We start from the raw sequence: 16,058 nt of genomic DNA, 5'->3' as shown, positions 1-16,058 counted from the left end.
CCGCAAATGAAGAACAGGGCGAAAAAGCCCGCATTACGGAGACTATTCATGATTAAAACGATAGGGCGTTATGCCGCGGCAGCGATCTTGGGGCTGACGGCTGGGCATGCCACAGCGGTTCAGGCCGCCTATCCCGAAAAAGCCGTACGCATCATCGTGCCGTACACGCCAGGCGGTTTCAATGACACGATGGCGCGTCTGTTCTCAAAGAAATTGCAAGAGGCGCTGGGGCAACCCTTTATCGTCGAAAACAAACCCGGCGCAGGCACGATTGTCGGTACCGAGCAAGGCGCTCGCGCCGCACCGGACGGTTATACCTTGACCATCGTCGGCTTCCCTCTGGTTGCGAATACGTTCCTGTACCAAAAGCTGCCCTACGACGGGCAGAAAGACTTCTCTCCCATTATCGTCGGCGCCCAGACACCTAATTTTCTGGTGGTCAAGGCAGATTCGCCGATCCAAACCCTCGCTGATTTTGTCAAGCAGGCGCAACAGAAGCCTGGGCAGATGAACTACGCCACCGCAGGGATCGGAACGTCGAATCATCTGACCATGGCGTACTTCGAAGAGGTCGCCAAGATCTCGACCATGCACGTGCCCTACAAAGGCAGCTCGCAAATGGTCACTGCATTGCTGGGGGGCGAGGTGGATGTCATGTTCGATAACGCGCCCAGCGCTTTGCCGCAAATGAGAGCCGGCAAAGAACGAGCCCTGGCCGTGACCAGCAATAAACGCTCGCCGCTCGCACCTGACATTCCTACTGTGGCCGAGCAAGGTTATCCCGGCTTTGGGGTATCGGTCTGGTATGGCTTGGCTGCCCCAGCTGGTACACCCGCACCCATTGTCGAACGCTTGAACGAGGTCTTGGATCAAGCCTTGAAATCGCCGGAGATCCAGAAAATCTTCGCGGATCAGGGCGTCGAACCGGTCGGCGGCTCTGTGCAGAGTTTCCACGATTTCTACGCTCAGCAACTGAAGACCTGGGGCGCCGTCATCGAGCGCGCGGGGATCAAGGCAGAGTGACACGTATGGAACATCTCCACGCTTGGTAACAGCAATATGGATGCAAGCAATCAATCGACGCTGGACGCGACACGTACGCATGTCGGAATGCGGCGGCAACGGGTAGAAGACCAGGCCATCCTGACCGGACGTGGCCAGTATGGCGACGATGCCGCGTTACGCCCGGGCACCCTGCATGCCGCCATCGTGCGTTCGCCCCATGCTCACGCGAAATTGACTGGGATCGACAGTACAAGCGCTCTGGCCTTACCGGGTGTGCGTGCCGTGTTGACCGGGCAGGATCTTGCAGCATGGTCACGTCCGTTTGTCGTCGGGGTCAAACAACCGATGGAGCAGTGGTCTCTCGCCATTGACCGTGTACGTTACGTGGGCGAGCCTGTCGCCGTTGTGATAGCAGAAAACAGGTACCTCGCAGAAGACGGCGCGGATCTGATCCAGGTCGCTTATGAGCCATTAGGCGCAGCGGTCTCGATTGAAGATGCCATTGCCGAGGATGCGCCAATTCTGCACGAAAAGGTCGGCACTAATGTCGTGAGCGATCGTTCCTTTCGCTATGGCGATCCCGAGGCCGCCTTTGCCGCTGCGGCACATCGGATAGGGTTGACGGTCCGTTATCCTCGCAACTCCTGCACGCCTATCGAGTGTGCAGTTGTGGTGGCCGAATACCTGTCGGCGCAGGACGGCTATGACGTGCAGTCCAACTTCATGGGGCCATTCTCGCTGCACACCGTGATGGCATTAGCTCTGAAAGTCCCCGGCAATCGGCTGCGGCATCGCACCTTTGCCGATTCAGGCGGCAGTTTTGGTGTGAAGCAGGCGGTATTTCCGTACGCGGTGTTGATGTGCCTGGCGTCACGCAAGGCGGGCGCACCGGTAAAGTGGGTTGAGGACCGGTTGGAACATCTGGCGGCCGCGACCTCGGCCACGGGGCGTTTGGCGCATATCGAGGCAGCAGTCAACGCGGATGGCCGCATTACCGCATTGTCCTTTGATCAATTCGATGACTGTGGTGGTTATCTGCGAGCGCCTGAGCCCGCTACGTTCTATCGCATGCATGGCTGCCTCACGGGCGCCTACGATATTCGCAACCTGGCTGTGCGTAACCGCGTGGTACTGACCAACAAGACGCCTGCCGGATTGGTGCGCGGCTTTGGCGGCCCGCAGGTGTATTTCGCGCTCGAACGCCTGATGCAGCGTATCGCTCAGCAACTGAGTATTGACCCGATCGAGCTGTATCGCCGGAACTTCATTGCGGCGGATGCCTTTCCCTACCGAGCCGCGGCTGGCGCCTTGATTGATTCTGGGGACTACCAGGGGGCGCTCGATCTGGTCCGCAACGAAGGCGGATTGGATCAGTTGCTGGCGCGTCGCGATGAGGTACGCGCGCGTGGCGGGTTGTACGGTATCGGCTACGCGGCGATCGTCGAGCCGTCGATCTCCAACATGGGCTATATCACGACGGTGATGCCGCGCGAGGCCCGCGAGAAAGCCGGTCCCAAGAATGGCGCCATTGCCGCCGCGACGGTGGCGGTGGACCCTCTGGGCGGAGTCAGCGTGGTGATCGCGTCGGCGCCGGCAGGGCAGGGGCACAAAACGGTATGCGCGCAGATCGTTGCCGATGTGCTTGGCGTGGACCCGGATAACGTCACCGTCAACATTGAGTTCGATACGCAAAAGGACGGCTGGTCCGTAGCGGCAGGCAATTATTCCAGCCGTTTTGCCGGCGCCGTGGCTGGAACCGTGCATCTCGCGGCGTGCCGGCTGCGCGAGAAACTGGCCGGCATCGCCGCATCGCAGCTCGGTTGCCAGGCCGATGAGATTGTTTTCTCCGAAGGAAAAATCGCCCCGCGCAACCGCCCCGAGGCGGCTCAGCCATTTACCCGTCTGGCCGCCAATCCGCACTGGGCCCCGGCGTTGCTACCCGAGGGGGTCGAGCCAGGTTTGCGCGAGACCGTGTTCTGGACTCCGCCGCAGCTGACGGCGCCAGACGATCAGGATCGCGTCAATACCTCTGCCGCTTACGGTTTCGCTTTTGATGTATGTGCAGTTGAAGTCGACCGTGTCACCGGACGCGTACGTATTGACCGCTATATCACCACGCATGACGCCGGCCGTATCCTCAATCCCGCGTTGGCGGACGGGCAGATACGCGGCGCATTCGCGCAGGGGCTGGGCGCGGCACTGATGGAAGAGTTTCGCTACGGTCAGGATGGCAGCTTCCAGTCCGGAACCTTTGCGGACTATCTCGTGCCCACCACGTGCGAAGTGCCAGAGCCAGTGATATTGCACATGGAAACGCCTAGCCCGTTTACCCCGTTGGGGGCAAAAGGGTTGGGCGAGGGCAACAACATGAGCACGCCGGTCTGTATCGCCAATGCAGTGGCCGATGCGCTAGGCGTCAGTGATGTGACCTTGCCGTTGACGCCATCTAAAGTCATGGCATTGATCGGTATGGCAGACCCGCCACCCTCTGCAGGGGCGCAGACAATACCCGAAGCCTCAGGGAAGCGTGGCAAATCGCTCTCGGCCCGCGGCGAAGTGAGATTAGCGGCAACGCCCGAAGCCGTCTATGCCGTACTGATGGATCCTGTCGCGTTGGCCAAAGTCATTCCCGGCTGCAACGCGCTGACGCCGAACGGCGATAGCCGCTATCGCGCAGATGTCACCGTGGGCGTCGGAATGATCAAAGCACGCTATGCCGCCGAGGTCGCCTTGTCTGATCTGAATCCGCCCCATAGCCTGCGCTTGTCCGGGACAGGCATCTCCAGCGTGGGTACGGCCAAGGGCAGCGGCCTGGTGACGTTGACCGCCGACGGCGCTGGCACCTTGCTGAGCTACGACTACGAAGCTGAAGTCTCAGGCAAAGTCGCCGCAGTAGGGGGGCGGATGCTGGAGGGCGCAGCCCGCATCGTGTTGCGCCAACTTTTTGATCAATTGGGCCGGCAGGCTGGTGGCGAGACCAGGCTCTCCTGGTGGCGGCGGCTGCTCGGCCGTTGGGGGCGCAAATCATGAAGCCGCAAGCCTTTGATTACATACGCGCTGACAGCGCACAAGATGCCGTCGACGCCTTGGCCGAACTGGGCTCCGATGGCCGCATTCTGGCCGGCGGCCAATCATTGATGGCGGTATTGAACATGCGCCTGGCCCAGCCGGCAGCGTTGATCGATATTTCCCGCGCTGCAGATCTGGACTATGTCAAAGCGGAAAACGGTTGGCTGACAGTAGGCGCTGCCGCGACACAGGCAACGGTGGAGTGGCGTGCGGATCTGCATCACGAAGTGCCCATGTTGGCCCAGGCGATTCCTTTCATCTCGCATTTCCAGATTCGCAATCGCGGAACAGTCTGTGGATCGGTCGCGCACGCCGATCCCAGCGCGGAACTGCCATTGGTGTTGGCCGCTTTGGGGGGCGAGGTGCTATTACGCACGCGACGCAAGCAGCGCGTGTTGCCTGCAGAGGAGTTTTTCCAAGGCATGCTGATGACTGCGCGGGCCGCCGATGAAATCGTGGAGGCGGTGCGCTATCCCATGGCGCGGCCGGACACACGCTACGCCTTTGACGAGTTCTCGTCACGACATGGCGATTTCGCCATCGTTTCCGTCGCGGCGGTAGCCGACGATAAGCAACTGACACTGGCGGTCGGTGGCGTCGCTGACAGACCCACCGTGCGGCGATGGCCCAGATTGCAGGCACCGGACCTGGAGGCTGCCCTGAATGATTTTGCTTGGCAGCTGGATGCGCAGGACGATGCGCACGCTTCCGCGATATTCCGCCGTCATTTGGTACGTACGCTGGGCGCACGTGCATTGCAAAGAGTCGCCGGTCGTGGTGATGAGGTGAGCGGGAGAAAACCATGAAACGATTAAGCCGCGAAGAGACCCATGTCGTGTCGTTCATATTGAACGGCCAGCCACGCCGCGCAGCGTGCGAGCCGCGCACCTTGCTGTCCGATCATCTGCGCCACGGATTGGGCGCGACGGGCACCCACGTAGGCTGCGAGCATGGCGTATGCGGGGCTTGCACTGTGCTCATCGATGGGGTGGCCGGGCGCGCGTGCATGACATTGGCAGTGCAGGCCGACGGCCGCTGTATCGATACGGTCGAGGGGCTGGCCAACGATGAGCGGGACCTGAACGATCTGCAGCGTGCATTTCGCCGCAACCATGCACTGCAGTGCGGATTCTGCACCGCAGGGATCCTGATGTCTTGCCAGGATTATCTGAAACGCAATCCCGACCCGACGGAACAAGAAGTGCGCGACATGTTGTCGGGCCATCTGTGCCGGTGCACGGGCTATACGAACATCGTCAAAGCGGTCCTGGAAACGGCCGCCGAACGACGCGAAGCCTTACAGAAAGCGGAGTGAACATGCTGGATCTCGGAAGGACCTTTTTGCAAAGCGTCGAGCGCAGTCCCGGCGCGTTGGCTGTTGCCGATGGCGACAAAGTATGCAGCTATGCCCAATGGCACGACGACATCGCCGCGTTGGCCGCAGGCCTGAAAGGAATGGGCTTGCGCCAGGGCGACCGCGTCTTGGCCGTGCTGCAGAATCGCTATGAGATGGCTACGTTGCATTGGGCGTGCCAATTTCTCGGCATGGTAGTGACGCCGCTGAATTGGCGAGCCAAGGAGGACGAGGTCGTCTATTGCATTCAGGATGCGGATGTCCGCGCGGTATTCTTCGAGCCAATCACCGCCGAGGCTGTCGTGCCGGCCGCCGCGCAATGTAACGTGCCCGCTGTGGCCGTCGGCGACGTCGCGGCAGACTGCATTCGTTTCGCTTCCCTGATCGAGGAACATCGGGGCGTGGCGTTAGTGCCAGAGGCGAAAGCGGACGATTTCTCTCTGATGCTGTACACATCGGGTACGACTGGAAAGCCCAAGGGCGTGCCCCGTCGTCATCGCCACGAGCGTGCCGCCGCGCTGGCCCATGTCGCGCAGAATCTCTATGGCCGCGGTGAGCGCACATTGGGTGTGATGCCGCTATATCACACCATGGGCGTGCGTTCGCTGCTGGCCATGGCGCTGGTAGATGGATTTTTCGTGTGCATGCCGAAGTTCGATCCTGCGTTGACTCTGCAGGCGATCGAAGAGCACCGTTTGAGCTGCCTGTACCTGGTTCCCACGCTGTATCACGACATGTTGACCTGCCTGGAACAACGCAAGACCGACGTTTCGTCTGTCAGCAAGCTCGGTTTCGCGGGCGCACCGATGCACGACGCGTTGCTCCAGCGCCTGGATCGTGTGTTCGAACCAAAATTGTTCGTCAATCACTACGGCTCCTCAGAGGTTTACACCTTTGCGGTCGATGCCGATGCAACCCGTAAACCAGGCAGTGCCGGCAAGGCTGGCATCAATACGCGGCTACGTGTCATTGCGCTGGGCGCGGACGATCCGGATACGCTCGCTGCTCCCGGAGAAGAAGGCCAGATCATTGTGGACCTCGCAGGCGATGAAGCGTTCGAGGGATACTGGAACCGTCCGGACGCCGACGCCAAATCCATTCGCAATGGATGGTATTGCACGGGCGATACGGGCTACATCGATGGCGACGGTGATCTATTCGTCACAGGGCGCGTGGACGACATGATCATCAGCGGCGGTGAAAACATCTCTCCCGTCGACATCGAGTCGGTGCTGTCGTTGCATCCGGCGGTTGACGAAGTGACGGTCGCGGGTATGCCGGACGAGCGCTGGGGGCAGCGCGTCGTCGCCTTCGTCAAGCGCAAAGCTTGGGTGGACGCCACGGAATTGGACGCGCATTGCCGCAGCTCCGACCTGCTGAATTTCAAGCGGCCGCGAGAATATGTGTTCGTCAATGAGATTCCAAAGTCGCCGGTAGGCAAGGTGCTGCGCCGCAAGCTGACCGCGGGTGAGTACGTGGCCGATACGACTGCCACCTCTGGATCTCAATAGCCGGCCGCCCGGCACTGCCCATTACAACGTCGAATTGAACATCATGAATTCTGAAGCTCGAAAAACCGTACACACTGACCTGCGTGGCTGGCTCAGTCACTTGTCCGCCACAGACCGGCTGGCCGTCATCAAGCCGGGAGCCGCCCTGGAGCATGAACTGGTGGCTATCGCCAAGCTCCTGGACGGCCGGCAGGCAGCTTATTTTCCGCAGCCCGATGGCCACAGTATTCCCGTCGTCTCTGGCTTTATGGCACGCCGTTCATGGATTGCAGAGGCCATGGGCGTATCGGAATCCGAGCTGCTGGCGACCTTCCGCGCGGCTGCCGAGCAGCCATTGCCGAGCCAGTTGGTCCCGCAGGCGGAGGCATCTTGTCAACAGGTGGTGCATCGGCAGCCCGATGTGCGCGCAGTGCTGCCGGTTCCAACCCACAGCGAACACGACAACGGCCCGTATATCACGGCGGGTATGGTGATCGCGCGCAATCCCGCGACGGGTGTGCAGAACGTATCCATCAACCGTATTCAGGTGCATGGCAAAGATCGCATGGCGATCCTGATGCTGCCGCGTCATCTATATGCTTTCTATAAAGAGGCCCAGCGCCGCGGAGAAGATCTGCCGATTGCGATCGTCATCGGCGCCGATCCTTTGACATTGTTGGCCTCGCAGGCGATTACGCAGATTGACTACGACGAGCTGGAAATCGCCGGCTCATTGCATGGCAGTCCGTTGCGTGTGGCGCAGTGCCTGACCAACAATGTGCATGTGCCCGCCGATGCGGAAATCGTCATCGAGGGCCGTATTTTATGTGACGAGCGGGAGATGGAAGGCCCGTTCGGCGAGTTCCCCCGCTACTACAGTGCGCGCGAACAGCGCGAGGTTATCGCTGTCGATGTGATTACCCATAGGCAGGCACCCATATTCCACACCATCGTGCCGGCAGAGATGGAACACCTGTTGCTGGGCTCCATTCCGCGTGAGGCCACATTGCTGGCTCATCTGCAACGTAGTTTCCCGAACGTTCTGGACGTGCACCTGTCGATAGGCGGGGTAGGGCGTTATCATCTCTACGTCAAACTGCGCAAGACGCATGAGGGACAGCCAAAAAATGTCATCTTGTGTGCCTTTGGCGCCCACTATGACATCAAGAAAGTCATCGTCGTGGACGAAGATGTCGAGGTCCACGATCCCCAGCAAGTCGAATGGGCTGTGGCGACGCGGTTTCAGGCGGACCGCGATATGGTGGTGATCAGCGGCGCGCAAGGTTCCGCGCTGGATCCTTCGACCACGGTGGGAGCAGGCGACGGCGTTGCTCCCGTGCACGAGCAGGGCTTGAGCGCAAAGCTCGGCCTGGACGCTACGCGACCGGTGGTCTATCACGAGCATACCTTCACCCGAGTGCGCGTGCCCGGTGAGGATTCGATAGATCTCACGGCCTGGATCGAGCCGGGGCGCCGTGTCGATTTCACTTCATTGGCCCAATCATGACCGAGCCTATTCGCAGGCGCTTGATCGTTGCCATTACCGGCGCCAGCGGCGCGATCTATGGCGTGCGGATCCTGCAGGAGCTGCGCCGCCACCCGGAATGGGAAAGCCATCTGGTGATGTCCAGTTCGGGGGCGCTGACCGCTGCGCAGGAGCTGTCGATGAAGCGCTCCGAGATAGAAAGCCTGGCCGACGTGGTGCATAGCGTCAAGGATATCGGTGCATCGATATCGAGCGGTTCGTTTGCCACCGACGGCATGGTGATCGCCCCTTGTTCGATGAAAACGTTGGCCTCTGTCGCACTGGGCATGGCGGACAACCTGGTCAGCCGTGCCGCAGACGTCGCCCTGAAAGAGCGACGCCGCGTGGTGCTGCTGGCGCGCGAGACGCCATTGAATCTGGCACATCTGCGCAATATGACCAGTGTGACCGAAATGGGGGCGATCGTTTGCCCTCCCGTTCCCGCTTTTTATAACCAACCCAAATCCCTGGACGATGTGGTGAATCACACGGTGGGACGTGTGTTGGACCTGTTCGGTATCAAGCATACCCATCTGCTAGAGCGTTGGGATGGGCTGCGCAAACCCATAGTAAACCAGGAAGTCTGACATCTTCGATCGACGGCCTGTTTCGATCAACGCATTACGGAATTCATTTCGAAGGAGTTTTACTGCCATGACCACCTTGCGACATCCCGCTCAAGACTTGTTGGCGAATATCGACGGTTTTCGCGTTGAGATCAACGAGGAAAAACAGCGCGCCGACATCATTTTGAGCCGGCCCCCTTTGAATGTCATCTCCATGCCGCAACGTGACCAGCTGCGCGTGGTCTTTGAGGCGTTGGACGAGGACGGGCGTGTGCGCGTCATCGTTTTGCGTGCCGAGGGCGAACACTTTTCCAGCGGCGGCGATATCAAGGGATTTCTCGAGGCGTCTCCGGAACACGTGTCGAAGCTGGCCTGGAACATTGCAGCGCCAGCACGTTGCAGCAAACCTGTGATCGTCGCGAATCGCGGCTATTGCTTTGGCGTCGGTTTCGAAATTTCGCTGGCGTGCGACTTCCGTATCGCCAGCGAGACGACGCTATATGCCTTGCCGGAGCAAAAGCTGGGTCAGATTCCGGGCTCGGGCGGATCGGCGCGGCTGCAGAAAATGGTCGGCATTACGCGCACCAAAGACGTGGTCATGCGTTCCCGCCGTATCAGTGGGCAGCAAGCCTACGATTGGGGGCTGGCGACTGAGGTGGTGCCCGACAGTGAACTGGAGGCTGCGACCGACAAACTCGTGGCCGAGTTGGTGGCGTTTTCGCCCATCGCTCAACGCACCGCGAAAAAGCTGCTCAATGACACTGAGGATGCATCATTATCGGCCTCGATCGAACTGGAAGGCCACTGCTATAGCCGCCTGCGCAGCTCGGACGATTTCCGTGAGGGCGTCGAAGCATTCCATGGCAAACGTGCTCCGAAGTTCCGCGGCAGCTAAGCAAGGGACATCGAGATGGACACTGTCATGGGCGAGTTCGATTATGTGATTGTGGGCGGCGGTTCGGCTGGTTGCGTGTTGGCTCGCCGGTTATCAGACCGCCCCGATTGCCGTGTCGCCTTGATCGAAGCCGGCGAAGACACGCCGCCCGGCGCCGAGCCGGACGAGATTCTGGATAGCTATCCCATGCCGGTGTTCTGCGGCGATCGTTGGATCTGGCCTGAATTGACTGCTGCTGCGACTCGCGATGCAACACAGCGAGTCTATGAACAAGGGCGTGTGATGGGAGGCGGCTCCAGCATCAACGTCCAATCAGCCAATCGCGGCCTGCCGCGGGATTATGACGGCTGGGCGCTAGACGGTGCGCAAGGATGGGCGTGGGACGACGTCCTTCCCTATTTTCGCAAACTGGAGCGTGATCTCGATTTTCCCGATCATCCTTTGCATGGTGCAGACGGCCCCATTGCGATACGCCGCATAGCGCCTGCTCAGTGGCCGCCGTTTTGTGAGGCTTTTGCCAAAGGCCTGCGCAGTCAGGGCCTGCCGCTGATGCAGGATCAGAATGCGGAATTCGGCGATGGATTTTTTCCAGGCGCGTTTTCCAATGAAAATGACCGTCGTGTCTCGGCGGCCACAGGCTATCTGGATGAGGCCACGCGGCGCCGTCCCAATTTGCAGATCTATGCCAACACCCAGGTTCTACGTTTGTTGATGGAGGGCGTCAGAGCCAATGGCGTGATCGCGCTGGATGCTGCAGGACAGCGTTTTACCTTGCGGGCACGCGAGGTCATTGTCTGCGCTGGTGCGTTGCAATCACCGGTCTTGTTGATGCATGCGGGTATCGGCGATGCCGAGAGCCTGGCGCGCTTGGGGATTTCCTGCACGGTGCATTTACCTGGGGTGGGCAGGCAATTACAGGATCATCCCTCACTGACGTTCTGCCATTTTCTCGCCCCGCAATTCCGTGTACCGCTGGCGCGCCGCCGTGCCAGCATGATGGCCGCACGCGTGAGTTCAGGGGTTGCCGATTGCGAAGACTCTGATCTTTACTTATCGAGCGCAACTCGAGCAGCCTGGCATGCGCTCGGCAATCGCCTGGGTTTATTTTTCCTATGGTGCAACCGGCCCTATTCGCGTGGGCAGCTCGCACTGACGTCGCCCGACCCGAACGTGCCTCCCCGAGTCGATCTGAATCTGTTGGACGATCCCCGCGATATGGCGCGCTTGATTCAGGGTGTGCGCTTGCTGGCCAATACGGTTCAGGCCAGTGGCCTGGGGCAGGACGAACGCGATTTCTTTCCCGCCGCTTTTTCGCCGCGCGTCAAAGCGCTCAGCCGTTATACCCCGGCCAACGAGCGCTTGACCCGTGTGTTAGGCCTCGCGCTCGATGCTCCTGCACCGTTGCGCCGAGCGCTGATCAGCCGGTCATTCAACGGCGGACGGAAGATGTCGGATCTGCTGGGCGATGAGCAGGAATTGGCCGCTTTCATCCGTCGCCAGGTATTCGGCGTGTGGCATGCCAGCGGTACGTGCCGTATGGGATTGGCTACGGACATTCGAGCCGTGACCGATAACCAGGGCCGAGTGCATGGCACGCAGGGGTTGCGCGTCGTCGATGCGTCATTGATGCCGCGTTTGCCGTCGGCCAATACCAACATTCCAACCATCATGATCGCCGAAAAAATTGCCGACGCAATCCGCTGAAGGCACATAGAAAAAATCTTCGTCGCAACGAATCAAATCATCCAAAGGAGCAAAAAATGTCGACAAGCATGCAGCAGTCTGCATCGCAGAGCGAGGCAGGCAACAACAGACAAGTGGCGGGGGCCGTGATCGCCTCTTGCATGGGATGGGCCCTGGACCTGTTTGACCTTTTCGTATTGTTGTATGTGGCGCCGGTAGTGGGACGTTTGTTCTTCCCCTCGGAGCACGCCATGCTGTCGTTAGCAGCTGTGTATGCGTCCTTTGCTGTGACATTATTGATGCGGCCGCTGGGCTCGGCGTGGTTTGGTTCCTACGCCGATCGAAAGGGACGCAAAGGCGCCATGATCGTGGCTGTGGTCGGCGTCGGTTTTTCCACTGCTGCATTCGGCCTGTTGCCAACGGTGGCGCAGGTGGGGCTGTTGGCGCCGGTGTTGTTCATCGTGTTGCGCTTGGTGCAGGGCGTCTTTGTCGGTGGCGTGGTCGCATCGACGCACACGATCGGTACCGAGTCGGTTGCGCCTCGCTATCGTGGCGCGGTGTCGGGGTTGGTCGGCGGCGGCGGCGCGGGCATAGGCGCGCTGTTGGCCTCTCTCGTCTATATGGCGATGTCGCACATCTTTCCAGGAGATCAGTTCGACGTCTGGGGATGGCGCTGCATGTTCTTTACGGGCATCATCAGTTCGGTATTGGGCCTGTTTATTTTCAACCGCCTCGAGGAGTCTCCACTGTGGAAAAAGGTCGCAGCCGAGAAAGCGGCACGCGCGCAGCAGGCTCGTCACGATGTCACGGCAGGCACTGTTCGGTCGCCCGTGCGTACGCTGTTTTCTGGTGAATACCGTTCGGTGTTGTTCGTCAATCTGCTGTTGACCATCGGTGGCGGCAGTGGCTATTACCTCACCTCGGGCTATTTGCCGACTTTTCTCAAAGTCGTCAATCAGGCGCCCAGCGATGTGGCCGCCAACATCCTGATGGCATGCTCTGCCATCGTGGTGGTGGTGTCGATCATCGTGGGGCATTTGAGTACGTTCATAGGTCGCAAGCGTGCGTTCCTGGCCGTGGGCGTGCTGCAGATCTTTGGTTTGCCCGCTCTATATTCCGCGATGCAGACGGCACAGACGCCGATGGAGTTAGGGGTCTATGCCGTGCTCTTGGCTGGTTTGGGATGCGCCAGTTTTGCGCCTATTCTGATTTTCCTGAATGAGCGTTTTCCGACGTCGATTCGTGCCACCGGTACCGGCCTGTCGTGGAATATCGGTTTTGCGATAGGCGGCATGATGCCGACATTCGTGTCGTTGGTGGCGGCCACGCCTGCTGATCTGCCTTCGACGCTGGGCATATTCGCCGGCGCCATCAGCGCATTGTTTGTCCTGGGCGCGTTGATCATTCCAGAGACCGTTGGCCGCCTGGAACACACGGCGCCTGCCCAGGCAAAGGCCTGACATGTGGTACGCGCCCAGCCCGTTGTCAATTGCGGATCTGCAGCGTGCCGCTCAACGGCGCCTGCCGCCCAGTATCTATGGCTATGTACATGGCGGCAGCGAAGATCAAACCGCCATGCAGGCAAACCGCGATGCATTTTCCCGCTGGAGGTTTCTGCCTCGGCCGCTGGTCAATGTGTCACAGCGCCGCTTTGGCGTCACATTGTTCGGCCAGCGATACAACGCCCCTCTGGGGATCAGCCCCATGGGCGTTGCCGGCCTGTGCGCTTTCGAGGGCGACGTGGCTTTGGCCCGTGCGTCGTATGAAGCGGGGGTTCCATTCGTCTTGAGCGCAGCGTCCACCACTCCATTGGAAAAGGTCGCTCAAGCGAATCCGGACATGTGGTATCAAGGTTATTTACCTGCCGATCAGCACGTCATCGAGCCCTTGTTGAGTCGAGTGCGGGATGCCGGAGTCAAGGTGCTGGTGGTAACGGTAGACGTTCCCATTGCTTCAGCGCGTGAGAACGAATTGCGCAATGGCTTCAGTATTCCACTCAAACTATCGCCGCGCTTGATCTGTGGCGGCATGATTCGGCCGCGCTGGTTAATGTCGACTTTTGCGCAGACCCTGCTAAAGCGCGGCATGCCGCATTTCGAGAATTTCACCGCACAGCGTGGCGGTCCCATCATCGCCGCTGCCAAAGGCGATCACAGAGCCGGCCGCGCGGCGATGACCTGGAATGACATCGCCTGGATCCGCGACCATTGGCCGGGCACGCTGCTGGTAAAGGGAATCTTGCGTGCACAGGATGCACAGCATGCTCATTCGTTGGGCTTGGACGGAATATTCGTGTCCAACCATGGAGGCCGCCAGTTGGATGGCGCCGTTGCTCCTTTGGACGCGTTGCCGGAAATCGTGGCTGCCGCGCCGGGGCTGACCGTCTTGCTCGATAGTGGCGTGCGTCGCGGCACCGATGTGCTGAAGGCGATGGCGCTGGGCGCCCAGGCTGTGTTCATTGGCCGTGCGGCCATGTATGGATTGGCAGCGGGCGGACAGAGGGGCGTTGCTCAGGCATTGGCCTTGTTGACCCGTGAAATTGATGTAGACCTCGCGCTCTTGGGATGTCCTGATATCGCCGATTTGAGCCCTGCCTATTTGTGCCGTGCTGACCTGCCAGTGAGCACCGAGCTGAACCAGCTGAATGCATTGATGTCTGCCGTGCCAGCGGCGGTTTTTTAATACTGAGGAAATCCTATGAATGTTCCCGCCAGCACAACCGTATCCCGTACGGGCGGACAAGTTTTGGTTGATAGTCTGCGGATTCACGGCGTGGACACAGCGTTTTGTGTGCCCGGGGAAAGCTTCCTCGCTGCCATTGATGCGTTCTATGAGCGCCAGGAGGTGATGCAGTTGGTCGTTTGCCGCCAAGAAGGAGGCGCCGCCCATATGGCAGAGGCCTATGGCAAACTCACCGGCCGTCCCGGCGTCTGCTTTGTGACGCGCGGGCCGGGGGCGACCAATGCCAGCATAGGCATTCACACTGCCCGGCAGGATTCCACGCCGTTGATCGTCTTCGTCGGACAGGTAGCGCGAGACTGTTTCGGACGCGAGGCGTGGCAGGAAATCGACTATCGCCACATGTTCGGCCACATTGCCAAATGGGTCGAGCAGATCGACGACCCGCGCCGTATTCCGGAATTCATTAGCCGAGCCTTTCATATCGCCATGTCGGGACGGCCGGGACCCGTGGTATTGGCATTGCCCGAGGACATGTTGGCCGAACAGGTCGTGGTGGCCGACGCGCCCGCCTATCGTTTGGCGCAGGCGGCTCCTTCTGCGCAAGCGATGGCCGAGCTCACTGCCATGCTGATGCGTGCTGAGCGTCCTCTGGTGCTGTTGGGTGGCGGTGGCTGGACGGCCGAGGCCAGCACACAAGTCGCCACGTTTGCTCAGGCTTTTCAACTGCCTGTCGCTTGCGCGTTTCGCCGCCAGGATCTGATCGACAATTGTCATGATCGTTATATTGGCGAAGCCGGACTGGGCATGGATCCCAAGCTGGCCAAACGCATCGTCGACTCGGACTTGGTGCTTGCCATCGGTCCGAGATTGGGTGAGACCACGACAAACGGCTATGCCTTGTTTGACGTGCCACGGCCGCGCCAGCGGCTCATCCATGTCCATGCCGATGCGGAGGAACTGGGCCGCGTCTATCAAGCAGAGCTGGTCATCAATTCCGGCATGGAGCCTTTTGCCACGCAATTGGCGCAATTGCCTGCCCCTGCCGATTGCCGCTGGTCCTCCTGGGCGGAAGACGCTCGCTCGGACTATTTGCGCAATCTCGAGCCTACGCCCATGCCGGGTGACCTGAACCTGGCGGAAGCCGTGAAGTATCTGCGCGATACCTTGCCCGCAGATAGCATCATTACAAACGGTGCAGGCAACTACACCCTCTGGGTGCAACGCTTTTATCAGTATCGCGGTATACGTACCCAACTGGCTCCTACCAGCGGCACCATGGGCTACGGGGTGCCGGCAGCTATCGCGGCCAAACTGTGCCATCCCGAGCGGACGGTAGTTTGCTTTGCCGGAGACGGATGCTTTCTCATGAACGGCCAAGAGATGGCGACAGCGGTGCAGTATGGCCTGAACGTGATCTTTATCGTGGTCAACAACGCTATGTATGGCAGCATTCGCATGCACCAGGAGCGCCACTACCCAGGGCGAGTGTGCGCCACGGATTTGCATAATCCGGATTTCGTGACCTTGGCGAGTGCCTATGGCGCGGCCAGCGAGCGAGTCGAGCGCACCGAGGATTTTGCCGCCGCTTTTGAGCGGGCACGGACGGCCGGGCGGCCGGCGCTGATCGAGCTGTGCATCAGTCAGGATGCCATTTCGCCTCGCACGACCCTGACGGCTTTACGAGCGCAGGCGCAAAAATAGAAAAACTCTACGAGCTTTCGCTTGGCCATCTGGCAGCCGAAAAAACGGCTGCTTTTTTATAGCTTATATGTCAATACATATCGGCGTT

General features: G+C 59.9%; 12 protein-coding genes. All 12 read left to right on the top strand.

Features of this window, described 5'->3' with window-relative positions:
* Positions 1-48 precede the first annotated feature (48 nt).
* The 12 genes from CAL20_RS23940 to CAL20_RS23885 all read left to right on the top strand — a co-directional run bounded on the left by CAL20_RS23940 (position 49) and on the right by CAL20_RS23885 (position 15,970).
* Positions 49-1,023: a Bug family tripartite tricarboxylate transporter substrate binding protein gene (locus CAL20_RS23940; RefSeq protein ID WP_256981731.1), complete on the top strand. Its 975-nt coding sequence runs from the start codon at positions 49-51 to the stop codon at positions 1,021-1,023.
* A 36-nt stretch (positions 1,024-1,059) separates the two neighbouring features.
* On the top strand, positions 1,060-4,035 hold the full coding sequence (locus CAL20_RS23935; RefSeq protein ID WP_094839240.1) for a xanthine dehydrogenase family protein molybdopterin-binding subunit: 2,976 nt from the start codon (positions 1,060-1,062) through the stop codon (positions 4,033-4,035).
* Entirely contained in the window at positions 4,032-4,880 is an 849-nt protein-coding gene (locus CAL20_RS23930) for an FAD binding domain-containing protein (RefSeq protein ID WP_094839306.1), read from the top strand. The genes CAL20_RS23935 and CAL20_RS23930 overlap by 4 nt, the downstream gene beginning before the upstream one ends.
* A complete protein-coding gene (locus tag CAL20_RS23925; RefSeq protein WP_094839239.1) occupies positions 4,877-5,389 on the top strand; it encodes a (2Fe-2S)-binding protein in 513 nt (170 codons plus the stop codon). The genes CAL20_RS23930 and CAL20_RS23925 overlap by 4 nt, the downstream gene beginning before the upstream one ends.
* A 2-nt stretch (positions 5,390-5,391) precedes the next feature.
* Positions 5,392-6,939, top strand: a complete 1,548-nt coding sequence (locus CAL20_RS23920) for an AMP-binding protein (protein WP_094839238.1) — start codon at positions 5,392-5,394, stop codon at positions 6,937-6,939.
* 43 nt (positions 6,940-6,982) lie between these two features.
* Positions 6,983-8,425 carry a UbiD family decarboxylase gene (locus CAL20_RS23915; RefSeq protein WP_094839237.1) on the top strand — a complete coding sequence of 481 codons (1,443 nt, stop codon included), beginning with the start codon at positions 6,983-6,985 and terminating at the stop codon, positions 8,423-8,425.
* Positions 8,422-9,030 carry a UbiX family flavin prenyltransferase gene (locus CAL20_RS23910; RefSeq protein WP_094839236.1) on the top strand — a complete coding sequence of 203 codons (609 nt, stop codon included), beginning with the start codon at positions 8,422-8,424 and terminating at the stop codon, positions 9,028-9,030. The genes CAL20_RS23915 and CAL20_RS23910 overlap by 4 nt, the downstream gene beginning before the upstream one ends.
* A gap of 67 nt (positions 9,031-9,097) precedes the next feature.
* Positions 9,098-9,904, top strand: a complete 807-nt coding sequence (locus CAL20_RS23905; RefSeq protein WP_094839235.1) for an enoyl-CoA hydratase/isomerase family protein — start codon at positions 9,098-9,100, stop codon at positions 9,902-9,904.
* A gap of 27 nt (positions 9,905-9,931) precedes the next feature.
* A complete protein-coding gene (locus CAL20_RS23900) occupies positions 9,932-11,608 on the top strand; it encodes a GMC family oxidoreductase (protein ID WP_094839234.1) in 1,677 nt (558 codons plus the stop codon).
* 56 nt (positions 11,609-11,664) lie between these two features.
* Complete coding sequence (locus CAL20_RS23895; RefSeq protein WP_094839233.1) at positions 11,665-13,047, top strand: MFS transporter; 1,383 nt, start codon at positions 11,665-11,667, stop codon at positions 13,045-13,047.
* Position 13,048: 1 nt separating this feature from the next.
* Entirely contained in the window at positions 13,049-14,269 is a 1,221-nt protein-coding gene (locus tag CAL20_RS23890) for an alpha-hydroxy acid oxidase (protein ID WP_094839232.1), read from the top strand.
* Positions 14,270-14,284: 15 nt separating this feature from the next.
* Positions 14,285-15,970: a thiamine pyrophosphate-binding protein gene (locus CAL20_RS23885; RefSeq protein WP_094839231.1), complete on the top strand. Its 1,686-nt coding sequence runs from the start codon at positions 14,285-14,287 to the stop codon at positions 15,968-15,970.
* The last annotated feature ends 88 nt before the right edge of the window (positions 15,971-16,058 follow it).

The sequence above is a fragment of the Bordetella genomosp. 4 genome, from assembly GCF_002261185.1.
Lineage (GTDB): Bacteria > Pseudomonadota > Gammaproteobacteria > Burkholderiales > Burkholderiaceae_B > Bordetella_A.
This window is presented reverse-complemented; position numbering and strand designations above follow the sequence as displayed.

Excerpts from the sequence above, each read along its gene's own strand:
- CAL20_RS23915 (WP_094839237.1), top strand. The coding sequence starts at position 6,983 with ATGAATTCTGAAGCTCGAAAAACCGTACACACTGACCTGCGTGGCTGG.
- CAL20_RS23900 (WP_094839234.1), top strand. The coding sequence starts at position 9,932 with ATGGGCGAGTTCGATTATGTGATTGTGGGCGGCGGTTCGGCTGGTTGC.
- CAL20_RS23890 (WP_094839232.1), top strand. The coding sequence starts at position 13,049 with ATGTGGTACGCGCCCAGCCCGTTGTCAATTGCGGATCTGCAGCGTGCC.
- CAL20_RS23930 (WP_094839306.1), top strand. The coding sequence starts at position 4,032 with ATGAAGCCGCAAGCCTTTGATTACATACGCGCTGACAGCGCACAAGAT.
- CAL20_RS23935 (WP_094839240.1), top strand. The coding sequence starts at position 1,060 with ATGGATGCAAGCAATCAATCGACGCTGGACGCGACACGTACGCATGTC.
- CAL20_RS23895 (WP_094839233.1), top strand. The coding sequence starts at position 11,665 with ATGTCGACAAGCATGCAGCAGTCTGCATCGCAGAGCGAGGCAGGCAAC.
- CAL20_RS23925 (WP_094839239.1), top strand. The coding sequence starts at position 4,877 with ATGAAACGATTAAGCCGCGAAGAGACCCATGTCGTGTCGTTCATATTG.
- CAL20_RS23885 (WP_094839231.1), top strand. The coding sequence starts at position 14,285 with ATGAATGTTCCCGCCAGCACAACCGTATCCCGTACGGGCGGACAAGTT.
- CAL20_RS23905 (WP_094839235.1), top strand. The coding sequence starts at position 9,098 with ATGACCACCTTGCGACATCCCGCTCAAGACTTGTTGGCGAATATCGAC.
- CAL20_RS23910 (WP_094839236.1), top strand. The coding sequence starts at position 8,422 with ATGACCGAGCCTATTCGCAGGCGCTTGATCGTTGCCATTACCGGCGCC.
- CAL20_RS23940 (WP_256981731.1), top strand. The coding sequence starts at position 49 with ATGATTAAAACGATAGGGCGTTATGCCGCGGCAGCGATCTTGGGGCTG.
- CAL20_RS23920 (WP_094839238.1), top strand. The coding sequence starts at position 5,392 with ATGCTGGATCTCGGAAGGACCTTTTTGCAAAGCGTCGAGCGCAGTCCC.